General features: G+C 70.9%; 21 protein-coding genes, 1 other RNA gene and 1 pseudogene. 18 read left to right on the forward strand and 5 right to left on the reverse strand.

Features of this window, described 5'->3' with window-relative positions; translation table 11 throughout:
* Window positions 1–68: 68 nt before the first annotated feature.
* Window positions 69–2,675: pseudogene (locus tag ACZ6N8_RS08905) on the forward strand (DEAD/DEAH box helicase); the annotation flags it as partial.
* On the forward strand, window positions 2,675–3,583 hold the full coding sequence (locus ACZ6N8_RS08910) for an SWIM zinc finger family protein (RefSeq protein WP_466008690.1): 909 nt from the start codon (window positions 2,675–2,677) through the stop codon (window positions 3,581–3,583). The pseudogene ACZ6N8_RS08905 and the gene ACZ6N8_RS08910, both read left to right, overlap by 1 nt.
* Window positions 3,584–3,587: 4 nt before the next feature.
* On the opposite strand, the gene ACZ6N8_RS08915 is transcribed toward ACZ6N8_RS08910, so the two are convergent.
* The gene (locus tag ACZ6N8_RS08915) at window positions 3,588–3,845 is read right to left on the reverse strand and encodes a DUF3040 domain-containing protein (protein WP_139586530.1); all 258 of its coding nucleotides are present in this window, start codon (window positions 3,843–3,845) and stop codon (window positions 3,588–3,590) included.
* A gap of 432 nt (window positions 3,846–4,277) precedes the next feature.
* On the opposite strand from ACZ6N8_RS08915, the gene ACZ6N8_RS08920 reads away from it, so the two are divergent.
* Genes ACZ6N8_RS08920 through ACZ6N8_RS08940 form a run of 5 tightly spaced genes read left to right on the forward strand, consistent with a single transcriptional unit; the run spans window position 4,278 to window position 10,555 of the window.
* Complete coding sequence (locus ACZ6N8_RS08920; protein ID WP_466008692.1) at window positions 4,278–6,362, forward strand: DUF1800 domain-containing protein; 2,085 nt, start codon at window positions 4,278–4,280, stop codon at window positions 6,360–6,362.
* Between the two features lie 8 nt (window positions 6,363–6,370).
* Window positions 6,371–7,753, forward strand: a complete 1,383-nt coding sequence (locus tag ACZ6N8_RS08925) for a DUF1501 domain-containing protein (RefSeq protein ID WP_466008693.1) — start codon at window positions 6,371–6,373, stop codon at window positions 7,751–7,753.
* Window positions 7,750–9,168 (forward strand): ferredoxin reductase family protein, encoded by a 1,419-nt coding sequence (locus ACZ6N8_RS08930; protein ID WP_466008694.1) that lies wholly within the window; start codon window positions 7,750–7,752, stop codon window positions 9,166–9,168. Before ACZ6N8_RS08925 ends, ACZ6N8_RS08930 begins: the two co-directional genes overlap by 4 nt.
* A 12-nt stretch (window positions 9,169–9,180) precedes the next feature.
* A complete protein-coding gene (locus ACZ6N8_RS08935; protein WP_466008695.1) occupies window positions 9,181–9,783 on the forward strand; it encodes an FMN-binding protein in 603 nt (200 codons plus the stop codon).
* 49 nt (window positions 9,784–9,832) lie between these two features.
* Window positions 9,833–10,555: an FAD:protein FMN transferase gene (locus tag ACZ6N8_RS08940; RefSeq protein ID WP_466009160.1), complete on the forward strand. Its 723-nt coding sequence runs from the start codon at window positions 9,833–9,835 to the stop codon at window positions 10,553–10,555.
* A 262-nt stretch (window positions 10,556–10,817) separates the two neighbouring features.
* Here ACZ6N8_RS08940 and ACZ6N8_RS08945 read toward each other — a convergent pair whose 3' ends face one another.
* A complete protein-coding gene (locus ACZ6N8_RS08945) occupies window positions 10,818–11,489 on the reverse strand; it encodes a bifunctional DNA primase/polymerase (RefSeq protein WP_357991213.1) in 672 nt (223 codons plus the stop codon).
* A 250-nt stretch (window positions 11,490–11,739) separates the two neighbouring features.
* On the opposite strand from ACZ6N8_RS08945, the gene ACZ6N8_RS08950 reads away from it, so the two are divergent.
* From ACZ6N8_RS08950 to mctP, 7 genes are all read left to right on the forward strand, one after another.
* Complete coding sequence (locus ACZ6N8_RS08950; protein ID WP_364362455.1) at window positions 11,740–12,969, forward strand: helix-turn-helix domain-containing protein; 1,230 nt, start codon at window positions 11,740–11,742, stop codon at window positions 12,967–12,969.
* 16 nt (window positions 12,970–12,985) lie between these two features.
* The gene (locus ACZ6N8_RS08955; protein ID WP_466008696.1) at window positions 12,986–13,558 is read left to right on the forward strand and encodes a flavoprotein; all 573 of its coding nucleotides are present in this window, start codon (window positions 12,986–12,988) and stop codon (window positions 13,556–13,558) included.
* Window positions 13,559–13,640: 82 nt separating this feature from the next.
* A complete protein-coding gene (locus ACZ6N8_RS08960; RefSeq protein WP_466008698.1) occupies window positions 13,641–14,513 on the forward strand; it encodes a Nif3-like dinuclear metal center hexameric protein in 873 nt (290 codons plus the stop codon).
* Entirely contained in the window at window positions 14,503–15,240 is a 738-nt protein-coding gene (locus tag ACZ6N8_RS08965) for a zinc ribbon domain-containing protein (protein ID WP_466008699.1), read from the forward strand. The genes ACZ6N8_RS08960 and ACZ6N8_RS08965 overlap by 11 nt, the downstream gene beginning before the upstream one ends.
* A gap of 3 nt (window positions 15,241–15,243) precedes the next feature.
* The gene (locus ACZ6N8_RS08970) at window positions 15,244–16,383 is read left to right on the forward strand and encodes a bifunctional RNase H/acid phosphatase (protein ID WP_466008701.1); all 1,140 of its coding nucleotides are present in this window, start codon (window positions 15,244–15,246) and stop codon (window positions 16,381–16,383) included.
* Window positions 16,384–16,546: 163 nt separating this feature from the next.
* Window positions 16,547–16,789 carry a DUF3311 domain-containing protein gene (locus tag ACZ6N8_RS08975; protein ID WP_357809713.1) on the forward strand — a complete coding sequence of 81 codons (243 nt, stop codon included), beginning with the start codon at window positions 16,547–16,549 and terminating at the stop codon, window positions 16,787–16,789.
* On the forward strand, window positions 16,789–18,438 hold the full coding sequence (gene mctP / locus ACZ6N8_RS08980; protein ID WP_466008703.1) for a monocarboxylate uptake permease MctP: 1,650 nt from the start codon (window positions 16,789–16,791) through the stop codon (window positions 18,436–18,438). The genes ACZ6N8_RS08975 and mctP overlap by 1 nt, the downstream gene beginning before the upstream one ends.
* 519 nt (window positions 18,439–18,957) lie before the next feature.
* Here the strand turns inward: mctP and ACZ6N8_RS08985 are convergent.
* Window positions 18,958–19,419: a MarR family winged helix-turn-helix transcriptional regulator gene (locus ACZ6N8_RS08985; protein ID WP_466008705.1), complete on the reverse strand. Its 462-nt coding sequence runs from the start codon at window positions 19,417–19,419 to the stop codon at window positions 18,958–18,960.
* Window positions 19,420–19,473: 54 nt separating this feature from the next.
* On the opposite strand from ACZ6N8_RS08985, the gene ACZ6N8_RS08990 reads away from it, so the two are divergent.
* A complete protein-coding gene (locus ACZ6N8_RS08990) occupies window positions 19,474–20,706 on the forward strand; it encodes an MFS transporter (protein ID WP_466008707.1) in 1,233 nt (410 codons plus the stop codon).
* Window positions 20,707–20,892: 186 nt separating this feature from the next.
* On the opposite strand, the gene ACZ6N8_RS08995 is transcribed toward ACZ6N8_RS08990, so the two are convergent.
* On the reverse strand, window positions 20,893–21,654 hold the full coding sequence (locus ACZ6N8_RS08995) for a sulfite exporter TauE/SafE family protein (protein ID WP_466008709.1): 762 nt from the start codon (window positions 21,652–21,654) through the stop codon (window positions 20,893–20,895).
* Between the two features lie 127 nt (window positions 21,655–21,781).
* On the opposite strand from ACZ6N8_RS08995, the gene rnpB reads away from it, so the two are divergent.
* The 3 genes from rnpB (at window position 21,782) to ACZ6N8_RS09010 (ending at window position 23,848) form a co-directional block, all read left to right on the forward strand.
* An RNA gene (rnpB, locus tag ACZ6N8_RS09000) (RNase P RNA component class A) lies at window positions 21,782–22,197 on the forward strand.
* 219 nt (window positions 22,198–22,416) lie between these two features.
* Complete coding sequence (locus tag ACZ6N8_RS09005) at window positions 22,417–22,803, forward strand: hypothetical protein (protein ID WP_466008711.1); 387 nt, start codon at window positions 22,417–22,419, stop codon at window positions 22,801–22,803.
* 235 nt (window positions 22,804–23,038) lie between these two features.
* The gene (locus ACZ6N8_RS09010; RefSeq protein WP_466008713.1) at window positions 23,039–23,848 is read left to right on the forward strand and encodes a hypothetical protein; all 810 of its coding nucleotides are present in this window, start codon (window positions 23,039–23,041) and stop codon (window positions 23,846–23,848) included.
* Window positions 23,849–23,889: 41 nt separating this feature from the next.
* On the opposite strand, the gene ACZ6N8_RS09015 is transcribed toward ACZ6N8_RS09010, so the two are convergent.
* Window positions 23,890–24,573 (reverse strand): hypothetical protein, encoded by a 684-nt coding sequence (locus ACZ6N8_RS09015; protein ID WP_466008715.1) that lies wholly within the window; start codon window positions 24,571–24,573, stop codon window positions 23,890–23,892.
* Window positions 24,574–25,218 lie beyond the last annotated feature (645 nt).

The following is a 25,218-nucleotide window of genomic DNA, read 5'->3' on the forward strand; positions in this document are numbered from 1 at the left end:
CTGCCGCCGACGTGACCGCCTCCTCGACCGCGCCGGTGTCGGCCGAGGACGGTGGCCAGGTCACGGCGCGGGCGGTGTGGCGTCCGCTGCTGACCGGCACCGACGCCGGCTGGGCGCGGTCGCTGGCGCTGGCCCTGCCGCCCGCCGCCCGAGCCGTCGCCGACGGCGCCGAACTGACCGCCGGGGCGCTCGTCGCGGACGCCCTCGACGCGTTCACCGACGCCGCCGCGCGGGCCGCCCTCGCGACCACCACCCTGGCGCGGGGGCTGCGCCCGGGTGGCCCGGCGCCGGCCTGGCTGGCCGCGCTCGCCGGCCCGCACCGCGACTTCACGGTCGAGCCGGCGGCACTGGACACGCTGCGTGCCGAGCTGGACGCCTGGCAGCGCGACGCCGCGGGCGGCCCGGTGCGGGCGAGCTTCCGGCTGGTCGAGCCGGCGCCCGAGGAGGTCACCGAGCCGATCCTGGCCACCCGCCCGGCCGGCGACCCGCCGCCGCCGGTGGACTCCGCCGCCGGCGGGCGGTGGCGGCTGGAGTTCGGGTTGCAGCCGGCCGACGAACCGGGCCTGCACGTCGACGCCGGGCAGGTCTGGCGGGCGCCGCAGACCCTCGGCACCCTGGCCGGCCGCACGAACAGCCCGCAGGAGACGCTGCTCGCCGAGCTGGGCCGGGCCAGCCGGCTCTGGCCCGACCTGGACTCCGCGCTGCGGACCGCCGCCCCCGAGGCGATGGAGCTGGACGTCGACGGCGCGCACCGCTTCCTCAGCGAGGGTGCCCCGGTGCTGCACGCCGCCGGTTTCGGGGTGCTCCTGCCCTCCTGGTGGCAGCGCCGGTCGGCGCGGCTCGGCGCCCGGCTGCGCGCCCGCAGCCGTACCGCGCCCGGCACGGTGGCAAGCGTCGACGCCGGTGTGGGCCTGGACGCCCTCGTCGACTACCGCTGGGAGGTGGCGCTCGGGGACCAGCCGTTGACAGCCGACGAGCTGGCGGCGCTTGCCGAGATGAAGACCCCGCTGGTGCGGTTGCGCGGCCGGTGGGTCGAACTGGACCCGGGTCGCCTCGCGGCGGGCCTGCGTCTGCTCCGCTCGGCGGGGGAGCTGACAGTCGCCGACCTGCTCCGCCTCGGGCTGACCGACGGCGAGGACAGCGGGGCGTTGCCGGTGCTGGAGGTGACCGCCGACGGTGCACTCGGCGACCTGCTCGCCGGTGCGGTCGAGCGTCGGCTCACCCCGCTGGACCCGCCGCCGGGCTTCGTGGGCACGTTGCGGCCGTACCAGCGGCGCGGGCTGGCCTGGCTGGCCTTCCTGCGCTCGCTCGGGCTGGGCGGTGTCCTCGCCGACGACATGGGACTGGGCAAGACAGTCCAACTGCTGGCGCTGCTCGCCGGTGACCCGCCGGACGCCGGGCCGACTCTGCTTGTCTGTCCGATGTCGCTTGTCGGCAACTGGCAGCGCGAGGCGGCACGGTTCACGCCGACGCTGCGTGTGCACGTACACCATGGGGCGGAGCGGGCGCGGGGGGCGGAGTTCACCGCGGCCGCGCACGGCGCGGACCTGGTCCTCACCACCTACTCGGTGGCCGCCCGCGACGCCGTCGACCTGGCCGGCATCGACTGGCACCGGGTGGTGGTGGACGAGGCGCAGGCGATCAAGAACGCGTCGACGCGGCAGGCCGAGGCGGTCCGTGCGCTGCCCGCGCGGCAGCGGGTGGCGGTGACAGGTACGCCTGTGGAGAACCGGCTCGCCGACCTCTGGTCGATCATGCAGTTCGCCAACCCGGGTCTGCTGGGGCCGGCCGCGACGTTCCGCAAGCGGTTCGCCGAGCCGATCGAGCGCAACGGTGACGCCGAGGCCGCCGAGCGGCTGCGCCGGATCACCGGCCCGTTCGTGCTGCGCCGGCTCAAGACCGACTCGTCGATCATCTCCGACCTGCCGGAGAAGCTGGAGATGGAGGTGCTCTGCAACCTCACCGCCGAGCAGGCCGCCCTGTACCGGGTGGTGGTCGACGACATGCTCAACCGGATCGAGACCAGCGACGGCATCGAACGACGTGGGCTCGTGCTGGCCACCATGACCCGGCTCAAGCAGGTCTGCAACCACCCGGCCCAACTGCTGCGCGACGGCTCGGCGCTGGAGGGCCGCTCCGGCAAGCTGGCCCGGCTCACCGAGATCCTGGAGGAGGTCCTCGCGGCGGGGGAGCGGGCGCTGCTGTTCACCCAGTACGCCGAGTTCGGCGCGATGCTGCGCGGTCACCTGTCGGCCCGGTTCGGCCGGGAGGTGCTGTTCCTGCACGGCGGGCTCGGCAAGGCCGAACGGGACGCCCTCGTGCAGCGCTTCCAGTCGGCGGACGGCCCGCCGCTGTTCGTCCTGTCGCTCAAGGCCGGCGGCACCGGGCTCACCCTGACCGCCGCCAACCACGTGGTGCACGTGGACCGGTGGTGGAACCCGGCGGTGGAGGACCAGGCCACCGACCGCGCGTTCCGGATCGGGCAGCGGCGGCGGGTGCAGGTGCGCAAGTTCGTCTGCGCCGGCACGGTGGAGGAGAAGGTGGCCGCGCTGATCGCCGACAAGCGCAGTCTCGCCGAACGGGTGGTCGGCACCGGCGAGCAGTGGATCACCGAGCTGTCCACCGGGCAGCTGCGGGAGCTGTTCGCCCTGGAGGCCGGCGCGGTGGTGGAGTGATGAGCACGGACCGGTTCGCCGACTACGGCCGTCCCCGCCGGGTGGACGGAGGGCTGCGGGCACGCAGCGCCCGGGGCGCCATCGGCAGGTCCTGGTGGTCGCGGCGCTTCCTGGAGGTGCTGGAGTCGTTCGCGCTCGGCACCCGGCTGACCCGGGGCCGGTCGTACGCGCGGGCCGGTCAGGTGCTGCGCCTCGACGTCGCGCCGGGGCGGGTGAGCGCCGAGGTGCAGGGCTCCCGGCCGCAGCCGTACCAGGTGTCGATCGCGCTGACGCCGTTCCCGGCCGCGCTCTGGTCCCGGATCGAGACGCAGCTGGCCGGGCAGGCGTTCTTCAGCGCGCGGCTGCTCGCCGGGGACCTCCCCGACGAACTGGAGGAGCTGTTCGTCGCCGCCGGTGCGCCGCTCTTCCCGACCGGCGTGGACGAGCTGACCCAGCGGTGCAACTGCCCCGACTTCGCGGTGCCGTGCAAGCACCTCGCGGCCACGTTCTATCTCCTGGCCGAGGCGTTCGACGCGGACCCGTTCGAGCTGCTGCACTGGCGCGGCCGGTCCCGGGCGGACCTGCTCGACCAGCTGCGCGCCCGTCGCGCGGAGGCCACCGGCACACCGCCACCGCCCGAACCGGACGGTCCGTCCACCCAGGACGACGTAGCGTCCGCTGTGGACGTACCGGCGTCGCCGGCCGGCGCGGCCCGTGCGCTCGCCGGCCTGTCCGCGACTCCGATGGCCGAGGCGCCGGACCGGTTCTGGTCGCCGCCCGTGCCGCTGCCCGACCGGCCGCCCCGACTGGCGACCGGTCCCGATCTGCTGCTGCGTCAGCTCGGCCCACCGGCGCCGAGCATCGGCGGGCCGGGACTGCTCGAACGGCTGCGCCGCGCCTACCGGGCGTTCGGCCCGGCCGACAGGTGAGCCGTCACGTCCACCGGCGACGGAACCGCCACATGATCGCGGCGTTCGCCACCAGCACCACCGCGCAGATCGCCCCGGCGAGCCGGCCGGCGAACACGGTCATCGCCGGCAGCGACGCCCACAGCACGATCGTCAACAACATCAGGTAACGGCCCCTCCGGGCCCGGACCCGGTGGTCCAGCCGGGCGAAGAATGCCGGGTCGCTCTCCCGGAGCTGACGGGTGATCTGGTCGAACCTGCGCTGATCCTCTTTGCTGAGCATGGCGCTGCCTTCCCCTCACGCGTTCAGCGGTTCGGCGGCATACCCGTTGCGGCGGCGGCTCACGCTCACCCTCTGCTGCTACTTTTGCCTCGCACGAGGGCGTCTCACGTCTGGCTTATCCGAACCTTAAGTTTGCCTGTGGTGGTGAACGGCGCGGAAAGTGCCGGGTACGCCCCCACGGTCCGATCCGTGCCCGGCTGCCGCGCGTACGCCCTGCTGAGAAGGTGCGCGGTCCACCCCGGCCGGCCGTGCGCGGCGGCCATCGTGGTGAGGGCTGTCTTAAGTGCCCCCACGAGCGCGTTCGGGCTGCCTTGAAGGCACCTGGGGCCTTGGTTACCTTGCCGTAGCAACCCCCCTCAGGCAACAGTCGCCGCACCTGCCGCACCTGCCCGGTCGCAGCTTCCGGCGCTCATCAGAAATCGGGATTGGTACATGGCCGACCAGAATGTGCCACCACGTCGACCGCGGGACGACCGCGGTTGGGACGGACGCCAGCACCACACCGCGGACGGGTACGCCGAGCACACCTCGTCCGCGCCGTACGGGTACGACTCGCCCCACCCCTACCAGGGCGGATACCCGGCGCAGGGTGACCCGCGCGAGCAGTACGCCGACGGCTACGCGCAGCCCACTCCCGCCCCGCGTGGGCCGCAGTGGGTCGGCCCGGAGGGCCTCGGACGCCCGGCCCCCGCCCGTACCGCGGGCGCCGGACTGCCCACCCTGGACGATGACGACGAGCCGGGTCGCAAGGTCGGCCGGCGCAAGGCCATTGTCGCGCTCGGCGGTACCGCCGCCGTCGTGGCCGGTGGCGCGGCGCTCGCCATGACCCCGCAGATCCGCAGCCTCTTCGGCGACGACGCGGCCGGCGACGCGACCGGCAGCACTGTCACCGACGGCACCGCGGCGCGGCCCAGCGGCCAGCAGCCCAGCACGGTGCGCACCTACACCGAGCAGAACGAGAGCTACATGGGCTCGCGCGCCGGTGAGGCGCTGAAGAAGAACGCGCCCACCGGTGGCCGTGCCTTCTCCGGCCCCGCCGCCGCGGCGGCGGAGACCAAGGTGACGGTCAAGACGGTGCTGGCGAAGGACCCGATCCTGCACCTGGCCCGGCGGGCCACCTTCGGCGCCACGCCCGCCGTGGTCTCCGACATCAAGAAGCTCGGCATCGACGGTTGGATCCGCTCCCAGATGGAGCCGGACAAGCTCGAACCGAGCAAGGCCGAGCTGAAGCTCGCCGAGCTGCCCACCCAGAAGCTCGACGTGCAGCAGTTGCGCACCCAGCGGGACCAGCTCAACGACCAGGGCGCCCAGCCGGAGCGGGAGATGGTCGACGCGACAATCGCCCGGCAGATCTGGTCCAAGCGCCAGCTGTTCGAGGTGATGGTCGACTTCTGGAACGACTTCCTGCACGTCGCAGCCGACTTCGACGGCGGTGAGGTGTACCGGAACTCCTTCGACAAGGACGTGGTGCGTAAGCACGCCCTGGGCAGCTACCCGGAGATGCTCGTCGCCGCGAACAGGCACCCGGCGCTGCTGATCTACCTGAACCAGAAGGACTCCCGCAAGGACGCCATCAACGAGAACCTCGCCCGGGAGAACCTGGAGCTGTACTCGGTGGGCGTCGACGGCGGCTACAAGGAGCCGGACGTCCGGCAGGCCGCCATGCTCCAGACCGGCCGTGGCGTCCAGGACGGCAAGTACGTCTTCCGGCCCGAGCAGCACTACGTCGGCAAGGTGAAGATCCTCGGCTTCACCCACGCCAACAACTCGTCGGACCCGAAGAAGGCCGAAGCGGCCATCGACGCGTACATCACCTACATCGCGCTGCACCCGTCGACCGCGAAGTACGTGGCGCAGAGCCTGGCCACCCGGTTCGTCTCGGACACCCCGCCGAAGTCCCTTGTGGACCGGCTCGCCAAGACGTACACCACCAACAACGGCATGATCAAGCCGGTGCTGATGACGCTGTTCAGCTCCTCGGAGTTCTGGGCGGCCGTGGGTCAGAAGGTGCGCCGGCCGATGGAGTACCTGGTCGCCACGTACCGCACCCTGGGCGTCTCGCCGGAGGCGTCGCCGAAGCACAACAACGGCGACAACAAGCGCACCCCGTTCGCCAGGGGCCTGCGGCAGATCCACGACAAGATGCGCGAGCTGGGCCACTTCCCGATGGGCCAGCCCACCCCGGACGGCTACCCGGACGTCTACGTCGCGTGGACGTCGGCCGGCACCATGCTCAACGGCTGGAACGAGGCAGGTGAGCTGCTCGCCGGCTACCGCACCGTGTTCACGTACACGGCGCCGGAGAAGTTGATCGCCAAGCCGCCGGCGACGGCCGGCGCGTACGTGGACGCGCTGTCCCTGCGCCTGGTGGGCCAGAAGCTGAGCACCAGGGAGAAGAACCTGATCCTCGGCGTGGCCGGTGTGGCGGCGACCGCCAAGGTCGACGCCACGTTCAACGGGGCCATCACCGCCGTCGCGCGGGCGATCCTCGCTTCCCCCCAGCACCACCTCCGGTGAGGCACCCGATGGAGAAGACTGTGTACAACTCTTTCCCCCTGCACCCCGAATGCCCGGACCTGCGGCGGTTGGCCGACAACCCGACCGAGGCGCTGCTGCGTGCCGAGGCGGACATCGTCGCCGCCGAGAACGCCGCCGAGGCCGACAGGTACCGCACCCTGGAGGACCTGGAGGAGGCCCAGCAGGACGGTCGCGGCGTGACCCGGCGGACCTTCGTCGCCGGTGCCGCCGCCACCGCCACCGCCCTGGCCACCGCCCAGTTCGTCACCACCTCGGCGTCGTTCGCGGCGACCAAGACCGGCACGCTGATCCACGTCTTCCTCTACGGCGGGCTGGACGGGCTGAGCCTGGTGGCTCCGGACAACGACCCGGTGCTCGCCAAGGCCCGCCCCGACCTGCTGCTCGGCAGTGACTCGCTGGCCCTGAGCCGGGGCTTCAAGCTGACCAGTGCCTTCAAGCCGCTGGAGCAGTGGCTCAAGGCCGGCCAGCTGGGCTTCATCCCGGCCGTCTCCGACGAGCGGCTGTCGCGCAGCCACTTCCAGGCGGCGGACGCCTGCAACCTGGGTGGTCTGCCCAACGAGACGGGCGGCCGGGGCTGGCTCGACGGCCTCGTCGACAACCTCGGCAAGGGCACCGCGTTCCGCAGCGTCGGCATCGGCAGCACGCTGCCGCGCTCGCTCGTCGGCAACAACGGCGCGATCTCGCTGAACAACGTCGGCTCGCTGCGGCTCAACGGTGACGACCGGTTCCGGGCCGCCACCGAGAAGGCCATCAAGGGGCTCTTCACCGGGATCAACCACCCCGTCGAGGAGGCCGTGCAGGAGGGCATGGGCGCCCTGGCCACCGCGCAGAAGCTCGCCGCCAAGCCGTACCAGCCGGTCGAGGGCGTCACGTACGAGGGCGTCGGCCGGGCGTTCCAGCAGCTCGCCCAACTGATCAAGGGCGGCGCCAACGTCCGGGTCGCGACCGTCGGCATGGGTGGCTACGACACCCACGAGAACCAGGGCACCCGTGAGGGCGGCCAGCTGCACCGCCGGCTGAACGAGCTGGCCAAGGCGATGGCCGCGTTCTTCACCGACCTCGGCCCGCAGGCCGCCGACGTGACGGTCATGGTGTCCAGCGAGTTCGGCCGGCGGGTCGGCTCCAACGGCGGCGGCACCGACCACGGCCACGGCGGCGTGATCACCGTCCTGTCCGGCAAGAAGCTGGCCGGCTCGCTGCTGGGCACCTGGAACGGTCTGGACAAGCTGGACTCCGGCGACGTGCCGGAATACAACAACATGTTCAACGTGTACGGCTCCCTGGCACAGGGCCGGTTCGGGCTCACCAACGCGGAGGTGCAGAAGGTGTTCCCCCGCATGAAGTACGCCCCGATGAAGCTGTACGCGTGACGTACCCGCACACCCACGCCGCCGGCCGCCGCACCGGGACCTCGTCCCGGCACGGCGGCCGGTCGGCTGCACCCGTACCCCCGCAGATCCCGGCCCGGCGCGGACCCGGCGGCCGGCGGCTGCTGGCCGCGCTGCTCGTGGTCGGCCTGCTCGCCAGCGTGCTGCCGTGGTGGCTGGGCACGCCCGCCGGGTCGCTGCGCAGCACCGCGGCCACCCTCACCGCGGCGGGCCGGATCACTGGTCTGGTCGCCGGCTACCTGCTGCTCGTGCACGTGTTGATGATGAGTCGGCTGCCGGTGCTGGAACGGTGGATCGGCGGCGAGCAGATCGCCCGCTGGCACCGCGACATCGGCGCCACCCTGCTGGTCGCCGTGCTGGCGCACATGTCGCTGATCCTCGTCGGCTACGCCGACCTGCGGAACCACTCGATCCTCGCCGAGGTGGGCCTGCTGCTCGGCGAGTACGAGGACATGCTGTCCGCGTTCGTCGCCGCCGCCATCATGATGGCTGTCGGGTTCAGCAGCGTCCGGGCCATCCGGCGGGCGCTGCCGTACGAGGCGTGGCACCTGCTGCACCGGTCCAGTTATCTGGTGCTGCTGCTCGGGTACGGGCACCAGTTCACCCACGGCGCGCAGCTCTACCGGCCCGGCCCGGTACGCACCGGCTGGATCGCCCTCTACCTGCTGGTGGTCGCCGCCCTGCTCTGGGGCCGGCTGATCGCGCCGCTGGCGTTCAACTTGCGCTACAAGCTGCGGGTCGCCGACGTAGTGGCGGAGAGCCCGGACACCATCTCCATCTACCTGACCGGCGAGCGGCTGGGTCGGCTGGCGATGCTCGGCGGTCAGTACTTCCGCTGGCGGTTCCTCACCCGGGGCTGCTGGTGGCAGTCGCACCCGTTCTCCGTCTCCGCCGCCGCGAACGGCCGCTGGCTGCGACTCACCGTCAAGGTGGTAGGCACGCACACCGGGGACCTGCGCGACCTGGAACCGGGCACCCGGGTCTGGGCGTCCGGCCCGTCCGGCACCTTCACGGCCGCGCACCGCACCCGGGAGCGGGCGCTGCTGATCGCCGGCGGCAGCGGCATCACGCCGATCCGGGCGATGCTCGAGGAGTTGCCGCCGGGCGCCGCGCTCATCTACCGGGCCCGCACACCCGCCGACGTGCTGCTCAGCCGCGAACTGGACTGGTTGGCCCAGGAACGCGACACCTCGCTCTGGTACGTCATCGGCTCCCGCGACGATCCCGGCCCCCGCCAGCTCATGAGCCCGGACGGGCTGCGTCAGCTCGTGCCCGACGTGGCCCGGCGCGACGTCTACCTGTGCGGGCCGCCCGGGCTGGTCGAGCAGTCGGTGCGCGCGCTGCGCCGGGCCGGAGTGCCTCGCCGACAGATCCACCTGGCCACGTTCGAGCTGTAGGAAGGGCATCCCATGCGTCGCGCGCTCCTCGCGATCACCGGCCTGGCCGCCAGCACCACCGCCCTGGTGGTGTTCAAGGGCTCGCCCGGCACCAGCCAGGTCGCCCAGAACCTGCCGACCGCCCAACCGGTCAACCCCACCCCGCAGGGCGCCGACCAGGGCGTCGCGCCCGCCGCCGACCAGGCGGACGGGGCGGCGACACCGTCGGTGGCCCCCGAGGCGCCCACGTCGCCGAAACCCAGCAAGAGCACCGCCCGCCCGTCGGGCACGAAGACGACCACGAAGGCACCCTCCGCGCCGAAGACCACCACCAAGGCGCCGCAGTCGACCACCCGCCGGGTCACCGGGCCACCTGTCGACACGTCCGGAAGGTACGGGGCCGTCCAGGTCCAGATCGTCATCTCCGGTACCCGCATCGTGGATGCTGTCGCGCTGTCCCTGCCCAGCGGGGACGAGTCGGACATCCACAGCGCCGACGTCCGGAGCAGTTACGACGGCAGCGGTGGCGAGGTGGTCAAGAAGCAGAGCGCCAACCTCAACACCGTCTCCGGTGCCACCTCGACCAGCGACGCCTACAAGAAGTCGCTGCGGGCCGCGATCGAGCAGGCGTTCTGACGTGCGGGCCGCGCTGACCCGACCGGGTCTGTGCCGGGTCGAGCAGATCATGGGTACGACGATCACCCTCGACCTCGCCGACGACCTTCCCCCGGAGTGTCTGCGCGAGTTGGCCGACGACGTCTTCGCCTGGATGCGCGAGGTGGACGCCCGGTTCAGCACGTACCGGTCGGACAGCGAGGTGTGCCGGTTCGACAGGGGTGAGGTGCTGCTCTCCGAGGCGTCGGCGGACCTGCGGTTCGTGCTGGAGGCGTGCGCCGACCTGTGGGGCGACACCGACGGGTTCTTCGACGCGTACGCCACCGGACGGCTCGACCCGTCCGGCTTCGTGAAGGGCTGGGCGGCGCAGGTCGCCTCCGACCGGCTGCTCGCCGCCGGGGCGGGCAACCACTGCGTGAACGCCGGCGGCGACGTGCGGGTGCGGGGCCTGTCCCCGTCCGGGGAGCCGTGGCGGATCGGCGTCCGGCACCCGTGGGACGCGATGGCGGCCTGCCTGGTGCTCAGCGGCACCGACCTGGCCGTGGCCACGTCCGGCGTCTACGAGCGGGGACGGCACGTGCTGGACCCGCGCCGGGGCGCACCGGCCGGTGGGCTGCGATCGGTGACGGTTGTCGGCACCGACCTGGGAGTCGCCGACGCGTACGCGACCGCCGCCCTGGCCATGGGGGTCACCGGTATCGGTTGGCTGGACCGCCTCGACGACCACACCCATGCCGTCATCACCGACGACGCCCGGCAGTACCACTCCGCCGGCCTGCCCGTGACCGACTAGCGCAGCGGGCGGTGGGTGCCAGCGGGTCGGGAGCCGGTGGGGCGCGGACGGCCCGGCCGCGAGCCGGAAGGACGGGTGCCGGCCCAGCGGTGGCGCGGGTTGCCGCGCCGGGGCGGTTCCGTCCCGCCGGGATGCGACGCTCTGTCGTTGGTGGACATCATTCCCCCGTTCGTGGCGCTCGTTCGCGCCGTCCCCCTGTCAACGAGGACCGGCGCCCCGGCGACGCTGTCGGCCACCTGATGGATCGGTGGCTCGGCCGGTGTCACATGCCGCGCCGGGGCAGCGGCAGGTGACCGGGGAACAGGTCGGGTGCGAGCGTCACGCCGCTGGCCCGCAACGCCTCGATGAGCGTGTTCTGCACGAGGTACGAGTCGGGAAGCTGCCAGCGGGCCTGCTCCGGGGCGACCGCCCAGCGGACCGTCCCCTCCGGCAGCCGGGTGGGCGGCGCAGGAATCCACGAGCCCGGCCCGTGCCGGACCACGTGGAAGCAGTGCTCCAGCTCCGGGCGCAGCGGGTCGCCGGGGCGGACCAGGAACATCCACCGCCCGGTGGGGGTGACAAGCACCGGACCGCGGACGCCGGTGCCGGCCGGGTGGATCTGCACCGCGTCGAGCACGTGCCGGCCGAGGTTGGCGGGCACCTCCAGCACGTCGAAGGCGCGACCGGTGGGCAGCAGTACGCCGTGCGGGCGGTTACGCCACCAGGTCGCCACCCGGGCCGGGTCGGCGCTGGCGGCCAGCTCCCAGTTCTCCAGGGCGGGGTGGCAACCCACCGTGGGACAGCCGGCCCGGCCGCAGACGAAGCGGCTGCGGGCCAGACAGGCGCCGGGCGTGACCTCCCACCCGTGTACGGCGTACCGGATGGCGACCCGGCGCAGCCGTACGCGTTCCAACGGCGACAGTTCGGCGACGCGCGGTCCGACGTTCCCCCACATGTGTGCCATCTCCCCTCGTCGGGCCCGGCGGACGCCAGGTCGCAGTTCGAGCACCGTCACTGCCGTAACCCACGATCGTTGAGGTTGACGAACGGCTCATGCAACTTGCACGAAAAGTACGAGGACTGGCTGTACGGCTGACGCACACTCTGTGCGACCAGCGAAAACCTGAAGACGCACGACGGATCGCCGCACCCGCGGACATCGTCCCGGCCCCCTGGGTCGGTGGCGGCAGGGGAGGGATGGGGAGATGGACGAGCTACCCATAGGGCGGCGAGTGGCCTACTGGCGGGGTCGGCGCAAGATGTCGCAGCAGGTCTTCGCCGACCGGCTGGGCAAGTCGAAGAGTTGGGTGGACAAGGTCGAGCGGGGCGTCCGCCGGCTGGACAAGTTCTCCGTCCTCTACGAGATCGCCGACATCCTCCAGATGGACGTCCAACTGCTCCTGGGCAAGGATCCGGAGCGCCGGGCCGACGCGCTGAACTGCATCGACCAGGTCGAGGTGCAGGAGATCCGGGCGGCGTTGGAACGCTACGACTCGATGAGCGCGTACTTCGACGCGGCGCCGTACCCGCCGCCGCTCGACGACATGCGCAAGGCCGTCAACCACGCCTGGCTCACCTACCAGTACGGCCGCTACGGGATGCTCACCCGGGCGCTGCCGAAGCTGCTGCGCGACGCCCAGGCGGCCGACGCCGCGTACGGCGGTGAACACGCGGCGGAGGCGGCCCACCTGCTCGGGCAGGTCTACCAGATCGCGTCGTCGGTGCTGCGCAAGCTCGGCGAGTGCGAGCTGGCCTGGCTGGCCGCCGACAGGTCGATGGCCGTTGCCCAGCGGGCCGACGACCCGCTGCTGGCCGGCATCGCCACCACCCGGGTCTGCAACGCGCTCGTCGCGATGGGCCGGGCCCGGCCGGCGCTGGAGCTGAACGTCCAGATCGCCAACCGGCTGGCGCCCACCGGCAGCGCCATGGTGTCCCCGGCCCAGCTCTCCGTCTACGGGATGCTGCTTCTCCAGGGCGCGATGGCGGCCTCGCGCATCGGTGACTCGGCGAGCGTCGACGACCTGATCAACGGTGCCGCGGAGGCTGCCGCCCGGCTCGGCGGCGACCACAACCACTACTGGACCTCGTTCGGCCCGACGAACGTGGAACTGCACCGGGCCGCCGCCGCCGTGGAACTGGGCGACGGGGGTCGGGCGGTGGAGGTGCACCAGCTGCGCATCCCGGAGCCCGCCTTCAACGCGTTGCTCCCCGAACGCCGCGCGCACCACCTGCTCGACATCGCCCGCGGGTACGCCCAGATCGGCGACGTGGCGAACGCGGGCGAGGCGCTGCTGCGCGGTGACCGGCTCGCCGCGTCGGAGATCCGCTGCCGGCCCATCGCGCACGAGGTGATGTCGGACATCCTTCGTCGCACACGTGGTGCGCCGCCTTCTCCGATTGCGGAGTTGGCTGAGCACATGGGAGTAGGGGTATGAGCGCGGAGCCGGTCTGATGGCCGGTTCACCGCACACCAGCGGGCACCGCGAGGTGCTCTATGTCATCGCCTGCGGTTCACCGCTGGCCAGCAGGGTGGGGCACCTGGTCGACCTGGCCCAGCAGGACGGCTGGGACGTCTGTGTGGTCGTCACACCGGACGGGGCCAAGTTCGTCGACCAGGCCGCCCTGGTCCGACAGACCGGCCACCCGGTGCGGACGCACTACAAGAATCCCGGAGACCCGGACGTCCTGCCACCGGCCGATGCCATGATCGTCTGCCCGGCCACCGTCAACACTGTCAACAAGTGGGTGGCCGGGATCGCCGACACACTCGCCCTCGGGTTGCTTGTCGAGGCGCAGGGCAAGGGCATCCCCATCATCGCGGTGCCGTACACCAACGCGGCGATGGCCGCCCATCCGGCGTTCCGGGCCGGCGTGGCCCGGCTGGCCGACTGGGGTGTCACGGTGCTCTTCGGTGACCACGTCGTCGCCCTGCACCCGCCGGGGACGGGCGAGCAGCACCTGCACGCGTTCCCGTGGCAGTTGCCGTTGACCGCGCTGCGCGGCGTCTCCTGCCGCGTCGCCTGACCACCCGGCGGCGTGCCCCACCCGGCGCGGCCGGGCCGGGCGTCGCCGCCCGGTGGCCCGTACGCCGGTAAGCTGGCCCGCCGTGAGCACAATCGGAACCACCCCCACGGTGGCCGACGTGGTGGCCGAGCTGGAACGGCGCTACCCGCCGGCCTGGGCGGAGGACTGGGACCGCGTGGGCCTGGTGCTCGGCGAGCCGGCCGCCCCGGTGCGCCTGGTGCTCTGCGTGGTCGACGTGGTGCCCGAGACGGTAGCCGAGGCCCTGGCCGCCGGCGCCGACATGATCGTCGCGCACCACCCGCTGCTGCTGCGCGGGGTCTCCTCGGTGGCGCCGACGACGTTCAAGGGGCGCATCGTCCACCAGCTGATCCGTGCCGGGGTGGCGCTGCACGTGGCGCACACCAACGCCGACGTGGCCTCCCCGGGTGTCTCCGACGCCCTCGCCGCCCGGTTCGGCCTGACCGGGCTCCGCCCGCTGCAACGGCCGGCGCCCGGCTCGCCCGCGACAGGCGACGACCGGGGCGTCGGCCGGATCGGTGAGCTGCCCCGCCCGATGACCCTCGCCGAGCTGACCCGGTACGCCGCCGCCGTGCTCCCCGTCACGTCCTGGGGAGTTCGCGCCGCGGGGGATCCCGGGCGTATGGTTCGTACCCTCGCCGTCAGCGGCGGGTCGGGGGACAGCTTCCTCGGCGCCGCGACCGCCGCCGGGGTGGACGCGTTCCTCACCGCCGACCTGCGGCACCATCCGGCCGGCGAGCACCTCGCCGCCGATGGTCCCGCCCTGATCGACGCCGCCCACTGGGCGACCGAACGACCGTGGCTGGACGACCTGGCCGCTCTCCTGCGGGAAGCGCTGGACGTCGAGACGCTGGTGTCCGACCTGGACACCGACCCGTGGACCGTGCACGCCGCCGCACCCGTTGTGGACGACAAGGAGCCCGACCGTGAAGGCTGACCCCCAGGTGCAGCGCCGCCTGCTCGACCTCCAGGCGATCGACACCAATCTCGCCCAGCTCGCCCACCGCCGGCGTTCGCTGCCGGAGCGGGCCGAGCTGGAGGCGCTGGCCCGGGAGTTGTCGTCGCTGGAGGACGACCGGGTCCGCGCCCAGGTGGCGGTCGACGACCTGGACCGGGACATCGCCCGGTTGGAGAAGGACGTCGAGCAGGTCCGTGCCCGCAAGGAGAAGGACCAGAACCGACTGGCGGCCGGCACCGGCCCGGCCCGGGAGCTGGAGGCGCTCCAGCACGAGCTGGTCTCGCTGAACCGGCGCCAGGGTGACCTGGAGGACGCCGAGCTGGAGCTGATGGAGCAGCGGGAAACCGCCCAGGGCGTACTGGACGGCGTGGAGCAGCGACTGGCCGACACCCGGGACAAGCGGGCCGCCACCGAGCAGCGTCGCGACGACACGCTCGCCGAGATCGCTAAGGAGGAGGAGTTCAAGCGGGGCGCCCGTCAGCCGCTCGCCGCCGACCTCCCGGCCGACCTGGTCGCCCTCTACGACAAGATCCGCGAGGACACCGGGCTGGGCGCCGCGCTGCTCACCGCGGGCCGCTGCGGCGGCTGCCGGTTGGAGCTGTCCGGCGCCGACCTGGCCCGGATCCGCAAGGCAGCCCCCGACGACGTGGTCCGCTGCGAGGACTGCCGACGGATCATGGTCCGTACCAACGAGTCGGGTCTGTAGGTCGTGGCGCCGCGCGTGGTCGTCGTGGAGGCCGACGGCGGGTCCCGGGGCAATCCGGGGCCGGCCGGCTACGGCGCGGTGGTGCGCGACCCGGAGACCGGCGAGGTGCTGGCCGAGCGCTCCGAGTCGCTCGGCACGGCGACGAACAACGTCGCCGAGTACCAGGGCCTGATCGCCGGGTTGACGGCCGCCGCCGAGCTGGGTGCCGCCGAGGTGGACGTCCGGATGGACTCCAAGCTGGTGGTCGAGCAGATGTGCGGCCGCTGGCAGATCAAGCACCCCGGTCTGCGTCCGCTCGCCGCCCAGGCGGCCGGGCTGGTGGGCCGGTTCACGGCGGTGCGGTTCGCGTGGATTCCCCGCGAGGAGAACAGGCACGCCGACGCGCTCGCGAACGCCGCCATGGACGCCGCCGCCGGTCGGCCCGCGCGGACCCCGACGACTGGTCAACCTCCGGCGACACCGGCCACCGGCAGCGACCCGGCGACCGCGCCGGCGTCCTGGGAACCGCGTCCGAGTTTCACTGCCACCCGTCTGATCCTGGTCCGGCACGGCGAGACCGAGTACACCGAGCAGCGGCGGTACTCCGGCCGGGGCGACGTGCCGCTCTCCGAGCGCGGCCGGGCCCAGGTCGCGGCCACCGCCACCCGGGTGGCCGCGCTGGCCCCGTCCGTCGCGGCAGTGCTCAGCTCACCGCTGTCCCGGTGTACGGCCACCGCCGCGGCGATCGCCGAAGCGCTCGGCGGCGTGCCGGTGCGGACGGAGGACGACCTGATCGAGTGCGACTTCGGTGAGTGGGAGGGGCGCACCTTCGCCGAGGTACGCGAACGGTGGGCGGGGGAGATGGACGCCTGGCTCGCCTCTCCCCGGGTCGCCCCGCCCGGGGGTGAGTCGTTCACCCACGTCGCCGAACGCGCGCACCGCGTGATCGCCGGGCTCGTCACGTCGTACCCCGGGGAGACCGTGGTGGTCGTCTCGCACGTGTCGCCGATCAAGCTGGTGCTGCGCGACGCCCTCGCGGCCGGCGACGGCTTCCTGCACCGGCTCTTCCTGGACGCGGCAGGCATCTCACTTGTCGACATGTGGCCCGACGGTGGCGTCGCGGTACGCACGGTCAACGACACCGCCCACCTCCCGGCCGGCTGAGCCCGCCCACCTCCCCCTCCACCCGGCCGGTCGGTCGCGCCGTTCGGCGCAGCCGGCCGGCCGCTCGGCGCAGCACCCTCCGGGCGGGAGCAGTGACCGCCATCACAGAGTCGTAGCCTCCGGCCGTTACATCGAGAGCCTCGACTCCCCGGAGGTGTGTCAGATGGCTGCACCGGAACCGGAGGCGCCCACCACGGCGCCGACCAGGGCTAAGGATCACAGCCCCTGGAACTGGTTGCTCTTCATCCCCATCGTGGTGCCGCTGATCCCGGTCTTCTTCAATGGCGACTCGCCCCGGGTGTTCGGCTTCCCGCGTTTCTACTGGCTGCAACTGGCGTTCATCCTGCTCGGCGTCGGCACCACGACGCTTGTGTACCAGATGACCAAGAAGCGGGGAGGACGCTGATGTGGCGCGACCATCTCACCGAGATCATCGTCTTCTCGTTCCTGTTCCTGCTGGTCAGCGTGATGGGCTTCGTGGCCGCCCGCTGGCGGGCGCCGAAGGACATGGCCCACCTGGACGAGTGGGGTCTGGGCGGGCGCAGCTTCGGCGGCTGGATCACCTGGTTCCTGGTCGGCGGTGACCTCTACACGGCGTACACCTTCGTGGCGGTGCCGGCGCTGATGTTCGGCGCGGGCGCGGCCGGGTTCTTCGCCGTGCCGTACACGATCGTCATCTACCCGCTGGTCTTCCTGGTGCTGGTCCGGCTCTGGTCGGTGTCGCACCGGCACGGGTTCGTGACGCCCGCGGACTTCGTCCGCAACCGGTTCGACTCGCCGGTGCTGGCGCTGCTGATCGCGATCACCGGCATCGTCGCCACCATGCCGTACATCGCGTTGCAGCTGGTAGGCATCGAGGCGGTGCTCAAGACGATGGGCGTGACCGGCGACAACGCGCTGGCCCGGCACCTGCCGATCATCATTGCGTTCGCGATCCTGGCCGCGTACACCTACCAGTCGGGGCTGCGCGCCCCGGCGCTGATCGCCTTCGTCAAGGACAGCCTGATCTACATCGTCATCCTGGTGGCGGTCGTCTACCTGCCGTACAAGCTGGGCGGCTGGGGAGACATCTTCGCCGCCGCGGACGCGAAGTTCGACGCGTCACCCAACCCGAACGACGGCATCCTGCTCAACGGCAACAACCAGCTCCAGTACGTGACGCTGGCGCTCGGCTCGGCGTTGGCGCTCTTCCTCTACCCGCACAGCATCACGGGTGTGCTGGCCAGCAGGAACCGCGACGTGATCAAGCGCAACATGTCGGCGCTGCCCGCGTACAGCCTGCTGCTCGGGCTGATCGCGCTGCTCGGCTACATGGCCATCGCGGCCGGCGTGAAGCCGCTGCCCGGTAACTCGGCCGGCTCGGTGGACAACAACACGATCGTCCCGCTGCTGTTCGACCAGCAGTTCCCGAACTGGTTCGCCGGTGTGGCGTACGCGGCCATCGGCATCGGCGCGCTGGTACCGGCGGCGATCATGTCGATCGCGGCGGCGAACCTGTTCACCCGCAACATCTACAAGGAGTACCTGAAGCGGGACGCCTCCCCGGCCCAGGAGGCAAACGTCTCGAAGATCACCTCGCTGGTGGTGAAGGTCGGCGCGGTGGCCTGCATCGTCTTCCTCGACCCGCAGTTCTCCATCGACCTCCAGCTGATCGGCGGCGTGATCATCCTTCAGACGCTGCCGGCGGTGGCGCTGGGCCTCTACACCCGCTGGTTCCACCGCACCGGGCTGATCGCCGGCTGGGCGGTCGGCATGGGACTGGGCATGTGGATGCTCTACCAGGTGGCCAGCCCGACGAAGAAGCACTTCGGTGGGTCGGCGTTCCCGCTGTCGGAGTTCGGCTTCGACACCACCGGGACGATCTACGTCGGCATCGTGGCGGTGTTGGTGAACCTGGCCGTCGCGGCGCTTGTCACCCTGGCGCTGCGGGCCGCGAAGGTCGACGAGGGCGTCGACGGCACCGAGCCGGACGACTACTTCGCCGACGAGGGCGACCCCCGCGTCACCCCGGGCACCGACCGCGACGCCGAGTCGGCCCGCGAACCGGTCGCCTGACACCGTCTCCTGTTGCTGTTCCCCTTCCCCGGGCGCCCGCCGCGAGGCCGGCGCCCGGGGGCGCTCGGCAGTCCCGCTGCGCGTCGGCGCCCGCCGCCCGCGACGGGTTGCCTGTCGCGCGTCGCCCCTCGCCCCTCGCACTTGCCCGTCGCCTGTCGCCTGTCGCCTGTCGCGCGTCGCCCGTCGCCCGTCGCCCTCGCACTTGCCCGTCGCCTGTCGCGCGTTGCCCGTCGCCCGTCGCGGGTCGCACTCGCCCGTCGCCTGTTGTGTGCGCCCGTCGCGCGTCACCACCCATCAAGATCGTGCTCGATCCTTGTTGTAGTGGTGTCGGGCGGCGGGGATGCCACTACATCCAGGATGTTGCGCGATCTTGGCGGCGAATGGGTACGGCAGCCGGGCAGTGGCGGTGAAAGCAGGGGCCGGGCGAGGCTGAGGTGGGGTGGGGGCAACTTCACCGATGTTGCTGCCTCAGCCGTGCCGGAGGCAGCAACATCGGTGAAGTTGCGCGGATCTTGACGCTCAGCGGGGGCGGTTGCGGTTTATCAGGGCCTGGTTGAGGCGGCCCAGGAGGGTCGCCAGGGCGGCCCGGTCCTCGGCGTTCCAGTCGGCCAGCATGTCGCCGTAGAGCCGGGTGCGGGCGGCCTGCACGGCCGCCATCCGTTGCAGGCCGGCCGGGGTGGGGGAGATGACCGTGCCGCGGCCGTCCGTCGGGTCGGGGGCGCGGACGATGAGGCCATCGCGTTGCAGGGCGGAGACCTGCCGGGTCACCGTGGAGCCGTCCAGGTTGAGCCGGGCGGCGAGCGCGGAGACGTTCTGCGGGCCGGCGTCGGCCAGGTGGCGCAGGATGACGTACGCCGCGCGGTCGAGCACCCGGTGCTCGGCGGTGCCGGTGGCACGCCGGGTGGCCTCGCCGAAGCGCATCAGCAGGGCCACCTCGGTCTCGATCCGGCCGAGGGTGGTCTCGTCGTCGTCATCACTCATAGCTGTATGATACAGGATAAGTACCTGTAACATACAGCTAATTGAGGAGTCGGAGTGGATCGGCGTTCCGAACCGAACCGCAGTGCCATCTACGCCACCACACTGGTGGCCTTCCTCGCCATCGCCGGCATCGCCGTCGTCGACCCGATCCTGCCGGCCATCGGCGAGGCGATCGGGGTCACCGCCTGGCAGGTCGAGCTGCTGTTCACCGCGTACATCGCGGTCATGGCCCTCGGCATGATCCCGGCGACGCTCGCCAGCGGACGGTTCGGCTTCAAGCCGGTGCTCGTCACAGGCGTCTCCGTGGTCGGCCTGGCCGCGATCCTCGCCTCGTTCAGCGACAACATCGTCCAACTGTCGGTGCTGCGCGGCGTCTGGGGCCTGGGCAACGCGATGTTCTTCGCCACCGCCATGGTGGTGCTCGTCAACCTCGCCCTGGACCGGGAATGGGTGGTCGGCCTCTTCGAGACAGCCCTCGGACTCGGCTTCGCCGTCGGCCCGCTCATCGGCGGCCTGCTCGGCGAGATCAGCTGGCGGCTGCCGTTCTTCGTCTGCGGCGTCTTCATGGTCCTCGCCCTCGGTGTGGCCGCCAGCAAGCTGCGCGAGCCCACCAACAGGCAGGCCCCGGTACGCGTCGGCCAGATCTTCGCCACCTACCGCCGACCGGCGTTCATCGCGCTCTGCGCGGTCACCGCGGCGTACAACTTCGTGTTCTTCGTGGTGCTCGGCTACACGCCCCTCTTCCTCGGCCTCGACGTCATCCCACTCGGGCTGGCGTTCACCGGGTGGGGGCTCGGCCTGGCCGCCGGCATCCTGGTGATCGGTCACCGCCTGGCCCACCGGATCGGCGCCGTGCAGACCGTCGGCGTGGCCATCGCAGGCCTGCTGGTCTGCATGGTCCTCTTCGCCACCTCCACCAGCACCGCCGAGGCGCTCGTCGTGCTGGTGCTCTCCGGGCTCTGCATGGGCCTCGCCAACGCCAACCTCACCGACCTGGCGCTCGGCCTCGGCTCCAGCGACCGCAGGCTCGCCACCGGCGCGTTCAACCTGGTCCGCTGGGGCGCCGCCGCGCCGGCGCCGATCATCTCCGGCAAGCTCGCCGAGCAGTCGCTGTCGCTGCCGTTCTGGGTCGGCTTCGGGGTGCTCGCCGTCGGCGTCCTCGTCTACCTGGCCTTCGCGCACGTGATGGCCGCCGGCTACGGCGAACGGGTCCTCTGGTCCCGCTGGAACCGCGCCGCCGCCACAACCGAACACACCCCCGAAGAGCCGGTAGGCGAGGCGTACTAGCCGCCAGCGCCCGCCGACGCCAGCCGCGCCGCGCCCGCCCGCCGTGGCCCGCGCCCGCCTGCCCAAGATCCGCGCACTTTCGGGAAACTGCTGCCTCAACGGCGACGGAGGCAGCAGTTTCCCCGAAGTCGCGCGGATCTTGGGTGGCGTCGAGTGTGGGGGTGCGCGGATCTGGCGTGCGGCGTGTCAGCGCAGGGCGCGGTAGAGCAGGTAGAGGCCGATCGTCGTGCCGAACACCACGATCATGGTCTTGAGCACCACCGACGGGAGCCGGCGGACGAGCCGGGCGCCCGCGTACCCCCCGATCAGCGTGGCCGGCGCGACCACCGCGACGGCCGCCCAGTTCAGCGGGCCGAACAGGGCGAACACCACGAGCGTGGTCAGCCCCACAAGCGCGGAGAGCAGATTCTTGATCGCGCTCACCCGCACCAGCGTCGCGTCCAGCACCAGGGCCAGCCCGGCGACCAGCATCACCCCGAGCGCCGCGCCGAAGTACCCGCCGTACACCGCACCCAGCCCGACCATCGTCTGCACGGCGACCGTCCGCTGGCGCGGCGACAGGTCCCGGGGATGCCCGACCAGCCGACGCAGCGGATCCTGGAAGGCCAGCACCGCTGTCGCCCCGAGCACCAGAAACGGTACGACAAGCTCGAACGCGCGGGCCGGAGTCGCCAGCAGCAGCAACGCCCCGAGGATCGTGCCGACGATCGTGGTGGGCACCAGCGTGGCCAGCGCCCGGGGGCGCGGCAGGTCCTGACGGCTGCCCGCCACACTGGCCACGTACCCGGGGAACACGGCGACGGAGTTGCTGACGTTCGCCGGCACCGGAGGCAGACCAGCCGCGATCATCGCCGGAAAGGTGATCAGCGAACCGCCACCGGCCACCGCGTTGACAGTGCCAGCGGCGAGACCGGCGGCGAGCAGCAGCGCGGCGTGGGAGAGATCCATAGCCCCACGAGGCTAGCCGCCGCCATCTGAGCTGGCTTCGCCGGATCGCCCACGAGCTGCGCGATCTTGCCCAGGCGGGGCGGCAATACCTGCGGCACGCACGTCGTTAGGATGGGTGCGCGACGGACGAGTCGACCGGGCGGTCGCGTCGGCGGGTTTCGGCCCGCCGCCGAGGAACGTCCGGACTCCACAGGGCAGGGTGGTTGTTAACGGCAACCCGGGGCGACCCGCGGGACAGTGCCACAGAAAACAGACCGCCGACCCCAACGGGGACGGTAAGGGTGAAACGGTGGGGTAAGAGCCCACCAGCACCCCGGGTGACCGGGGTGGCTCGGTAAACCCCACCCGGAGCAAGGCCAAGCAAGGGCCGTCACCGCAAGATGACGACCCGGCGCAGACGCTTGAGGGCTGCCCGCCCGATGTCTGCGGGTAGGCCGCTGGAGCCTGCCGGCAACGGCAGGCCGAGATGGATGGCCGCCGCCGGCGCAAACCTTTAGGGGTACGCGCCGCGCACAGAATCCGGCGTACAGGTCGACTCGTCCGTCGCCCACCAGCCCAGCCGCCCCGATATGGTGGCTGACCTGCTGTTTTTTCGGGCGCTGGTGGTCGTCGGTGGTTGTCTCTGGTCAGCGTTTGACGGCCCGCTGACGGCCCAGACGGCCCAGGGACGGCCCAAGAGCAGCCATCCGAAGGCTGGCTACTCAACGACCAACATCTGTCAAAGCTATTTACTGCTCGTCATCGATCAACTACAGATCCTGTATGAAGATCCTTCGGCGGTACTGGGGGCTGCTTGCTCTCTTGGCGTTGATCGCCGTCTGGTGGTCCGGCAACGCCGGCCCTGAGCTTCTCTACTTCCTGTCCGCCGGAGTGGTCATATGGTCGCTGCTTCAGGCACCCGCGTGGTGTGGTGCCGGTACCCGCAAGCGGGGAGCCTTCTGCCGCAACAACTCCTACGGACTGCTGCTCGGGTGCCACCTGCGCGAACACAGGTGGCAGAAGTTCAAGCTGCTCTTTTGGAATCGCCGATGGGCCGAGTTCAGTCGCGGGACCTGGGCGACCCCAGCTTCCAGGTTGGCGACCGTGACGGGTCTGGTCGGGACCGTCTCGGCCATCGCCACCGGCATCAAGGACTTCGCGTTGAGTTGAAGCGGAACTTAGTCGGACTCTCCCCTGATCTGCGGCGGCCTGGTCGACGAGCTGGCCCCACTCGCTCCTTGGCCCCACATCGTTGATGGCTCGTTGCCAACGTTGGCTGCGAGTGGATTACAACCTCTCGTGGAGGCGTGCCCCACGCTTCTCGGCACCCTTATACAGGACGCTGGGGCATAGCCTGGTTGATCGCTGCGCTATAAGGTCAGTAGTGACACTTCGAGGGGGTTCGATGAGTAAACGAGCAGCCTTAATTCTAGCCGCCCTCACGTTTGCCATTATCATCGCAGGCATTCTATGGGATTGGCGCAGCTTTTCTCAGAATATTTTGGCGGAGCTTGCGGGGGTGCTGTTAAGCGTCCTCATTGCCGTTCTCATCGTGGATCAACTACTCCGGTCGGAGCGTCGCAGGGAGTGGCGATCCGCGCGGACCACCTTGCAAGAAAGCATCTCGTTTATTGTTGATGATTTTGTGTACGAGACCTACAACTATCTCGTGGTCCTGCCGGACGGAATCGTGGACCTTTACGCACAGTCAGATTTAAATTCAGGGCCGTTCAGTTCGCCGGACGCAATAGCGAAATTCATCGATGAGAACGTCGGGAAGCTCTCCAACGGGGAGTGGGAGCGGGAGCGGCCAACTTACCGAATAGAAAAGGGATTGCAAGCAGGTTATCGGGTTTCATTCGAAGAGGGGCGCAAGATTATCAGTGTCTCCGACAAGGCAACAATGCTGCGGCTTGAGAAGGAAGCCCACGAAGCCACGTTCGGACTGCGGTCCTCACATGCGCTCTACCTTGCCCTTGAGCCCACACTTCGGCGCCTTGAGTCGAATATTGTGCCACGCGCCTTGCAGTTGCTAGACGATCCAACCCTAACGGAGAAGCTCATGTCGGTGGAACGGTGCTGGCGTGAGTGGAGATGGGAGACAACCTTGCTCTTGCATGACTGGGAGTCATTTGGCGATCCCTGGGATAGCTTCGCCCAGGTTGCCCGGGCGGTCAACGATTTGAGCGTCTATTCACAGAAGGCAGCCGTCTAAAGTTGCAGCAGGATCTTACATGGCACGCCAGCGCGCAGGGCTTAACGGCCAGCACGCCACCAGCGCCGGTGGACTGATTTCGCCGCACCTGGGGTATCGAAGGCGGAGGGAGGAAGGTATCCCTCGTCTTCGCTCCTCAGCTCGCGCCATATCTGCTCACGGATTCTCACCTCGACTGTACGGGCCTTCGCATGAGCCAACCTGAATCGAGCGTCGAGATAATCAGCTCTCCTCGACTCCGTTAAACGCTCAAAGCTTTCTGGGGGTTCTCGGCGATTCGGCTTTGTCTTTACCTTCTCATCTTCCCACATGTATCCCATTTGTTTCGCCCGGGTGGCAGCGGTGGCGGCCGCAATGTGCCATTCTTCGGCGAGCTTAGCCACGTGAGGGCTCCAAGTGGCTGGGTGAGCGCCACGTTGAGGCATGTTGAGTGCATTCTTCGGCTGCTCTTTTGGCTTGACATCGTCAGTGTCGCCGACCATGTAGGCATCGACCTGCCATAGCCATTCCGCGCCTTCGGATAGAGCGTCGAGCAGTTCCGGGTATGCAGCCTCTATCCGACGCTGGTTGCGTTCCTCTCGCTGCGCTGCTAGCGCGGCAGCCGCTTGCTCTGTAGCAAGTTGCCGCGCCGAAGTCGCCTGGCGCTTGCCCGACAAGTAGGTTGCCACGATGCCGGCAAGACCAACGGCACTTGTCGCGACCGGAACTGTCCACTCCCATGCCACGTCATGATGGTCGCAGGTCCAGCAAAGCCGCCTCCACACCCCGACGGCTAACGCCATCCCGTCTGCCGTCGACCCGCCCTCCTAGGGGAGCGGGCCGCCGCCCGGCCCGCCACGTCAAGACGGCCTTGACGCACGGTCGGACGCTGGCGGGTCGGGCGGTGGTCTGCTCGGCTCGCCCGGTTCGTCGGCTGGCGGGATGGCTCGCGCAACCAACCACGGACCGCAACGCGCCGACGGGGTTGAACCCATCTCGGAGCCCGAGCGCCCCCGCCGGAGGCGCAGTAACCGCAACCCCGCGACCGCCGCCAGCTCGCCGACGAGGCCGGCGTGCGCTCCCCTACGCCGCGCGGGCTCGTGGCCGCGCGGCCCGGCCGGCTGCCGGCCCACCCCTCACCAATCAAACCCGTCTTCGTTCTGCGGCGGCCCCTTGGGCTCCCCGCTTCCGCGACAGCCGACGGGCGTGTTGCGTGGCCGGAGTCGGAGCGTCAGCGGAGCGACGGACGCGCGCCCAGGCGGCGGCGCGTGCGGCCCGTTGCGGGCCGCCTTGAAGACGTACAGAAACTTTGAACCACTCCGCCGGCAGTCCGGCTGTCCTCCGTTGACTGATGCGCGACACTCGTCCGTCAACTGATCTGCGACACCTCA

The sequence above is a fragment of the Micromonospora sp. NPDC047521 genome, assembly GCF_055587305.1.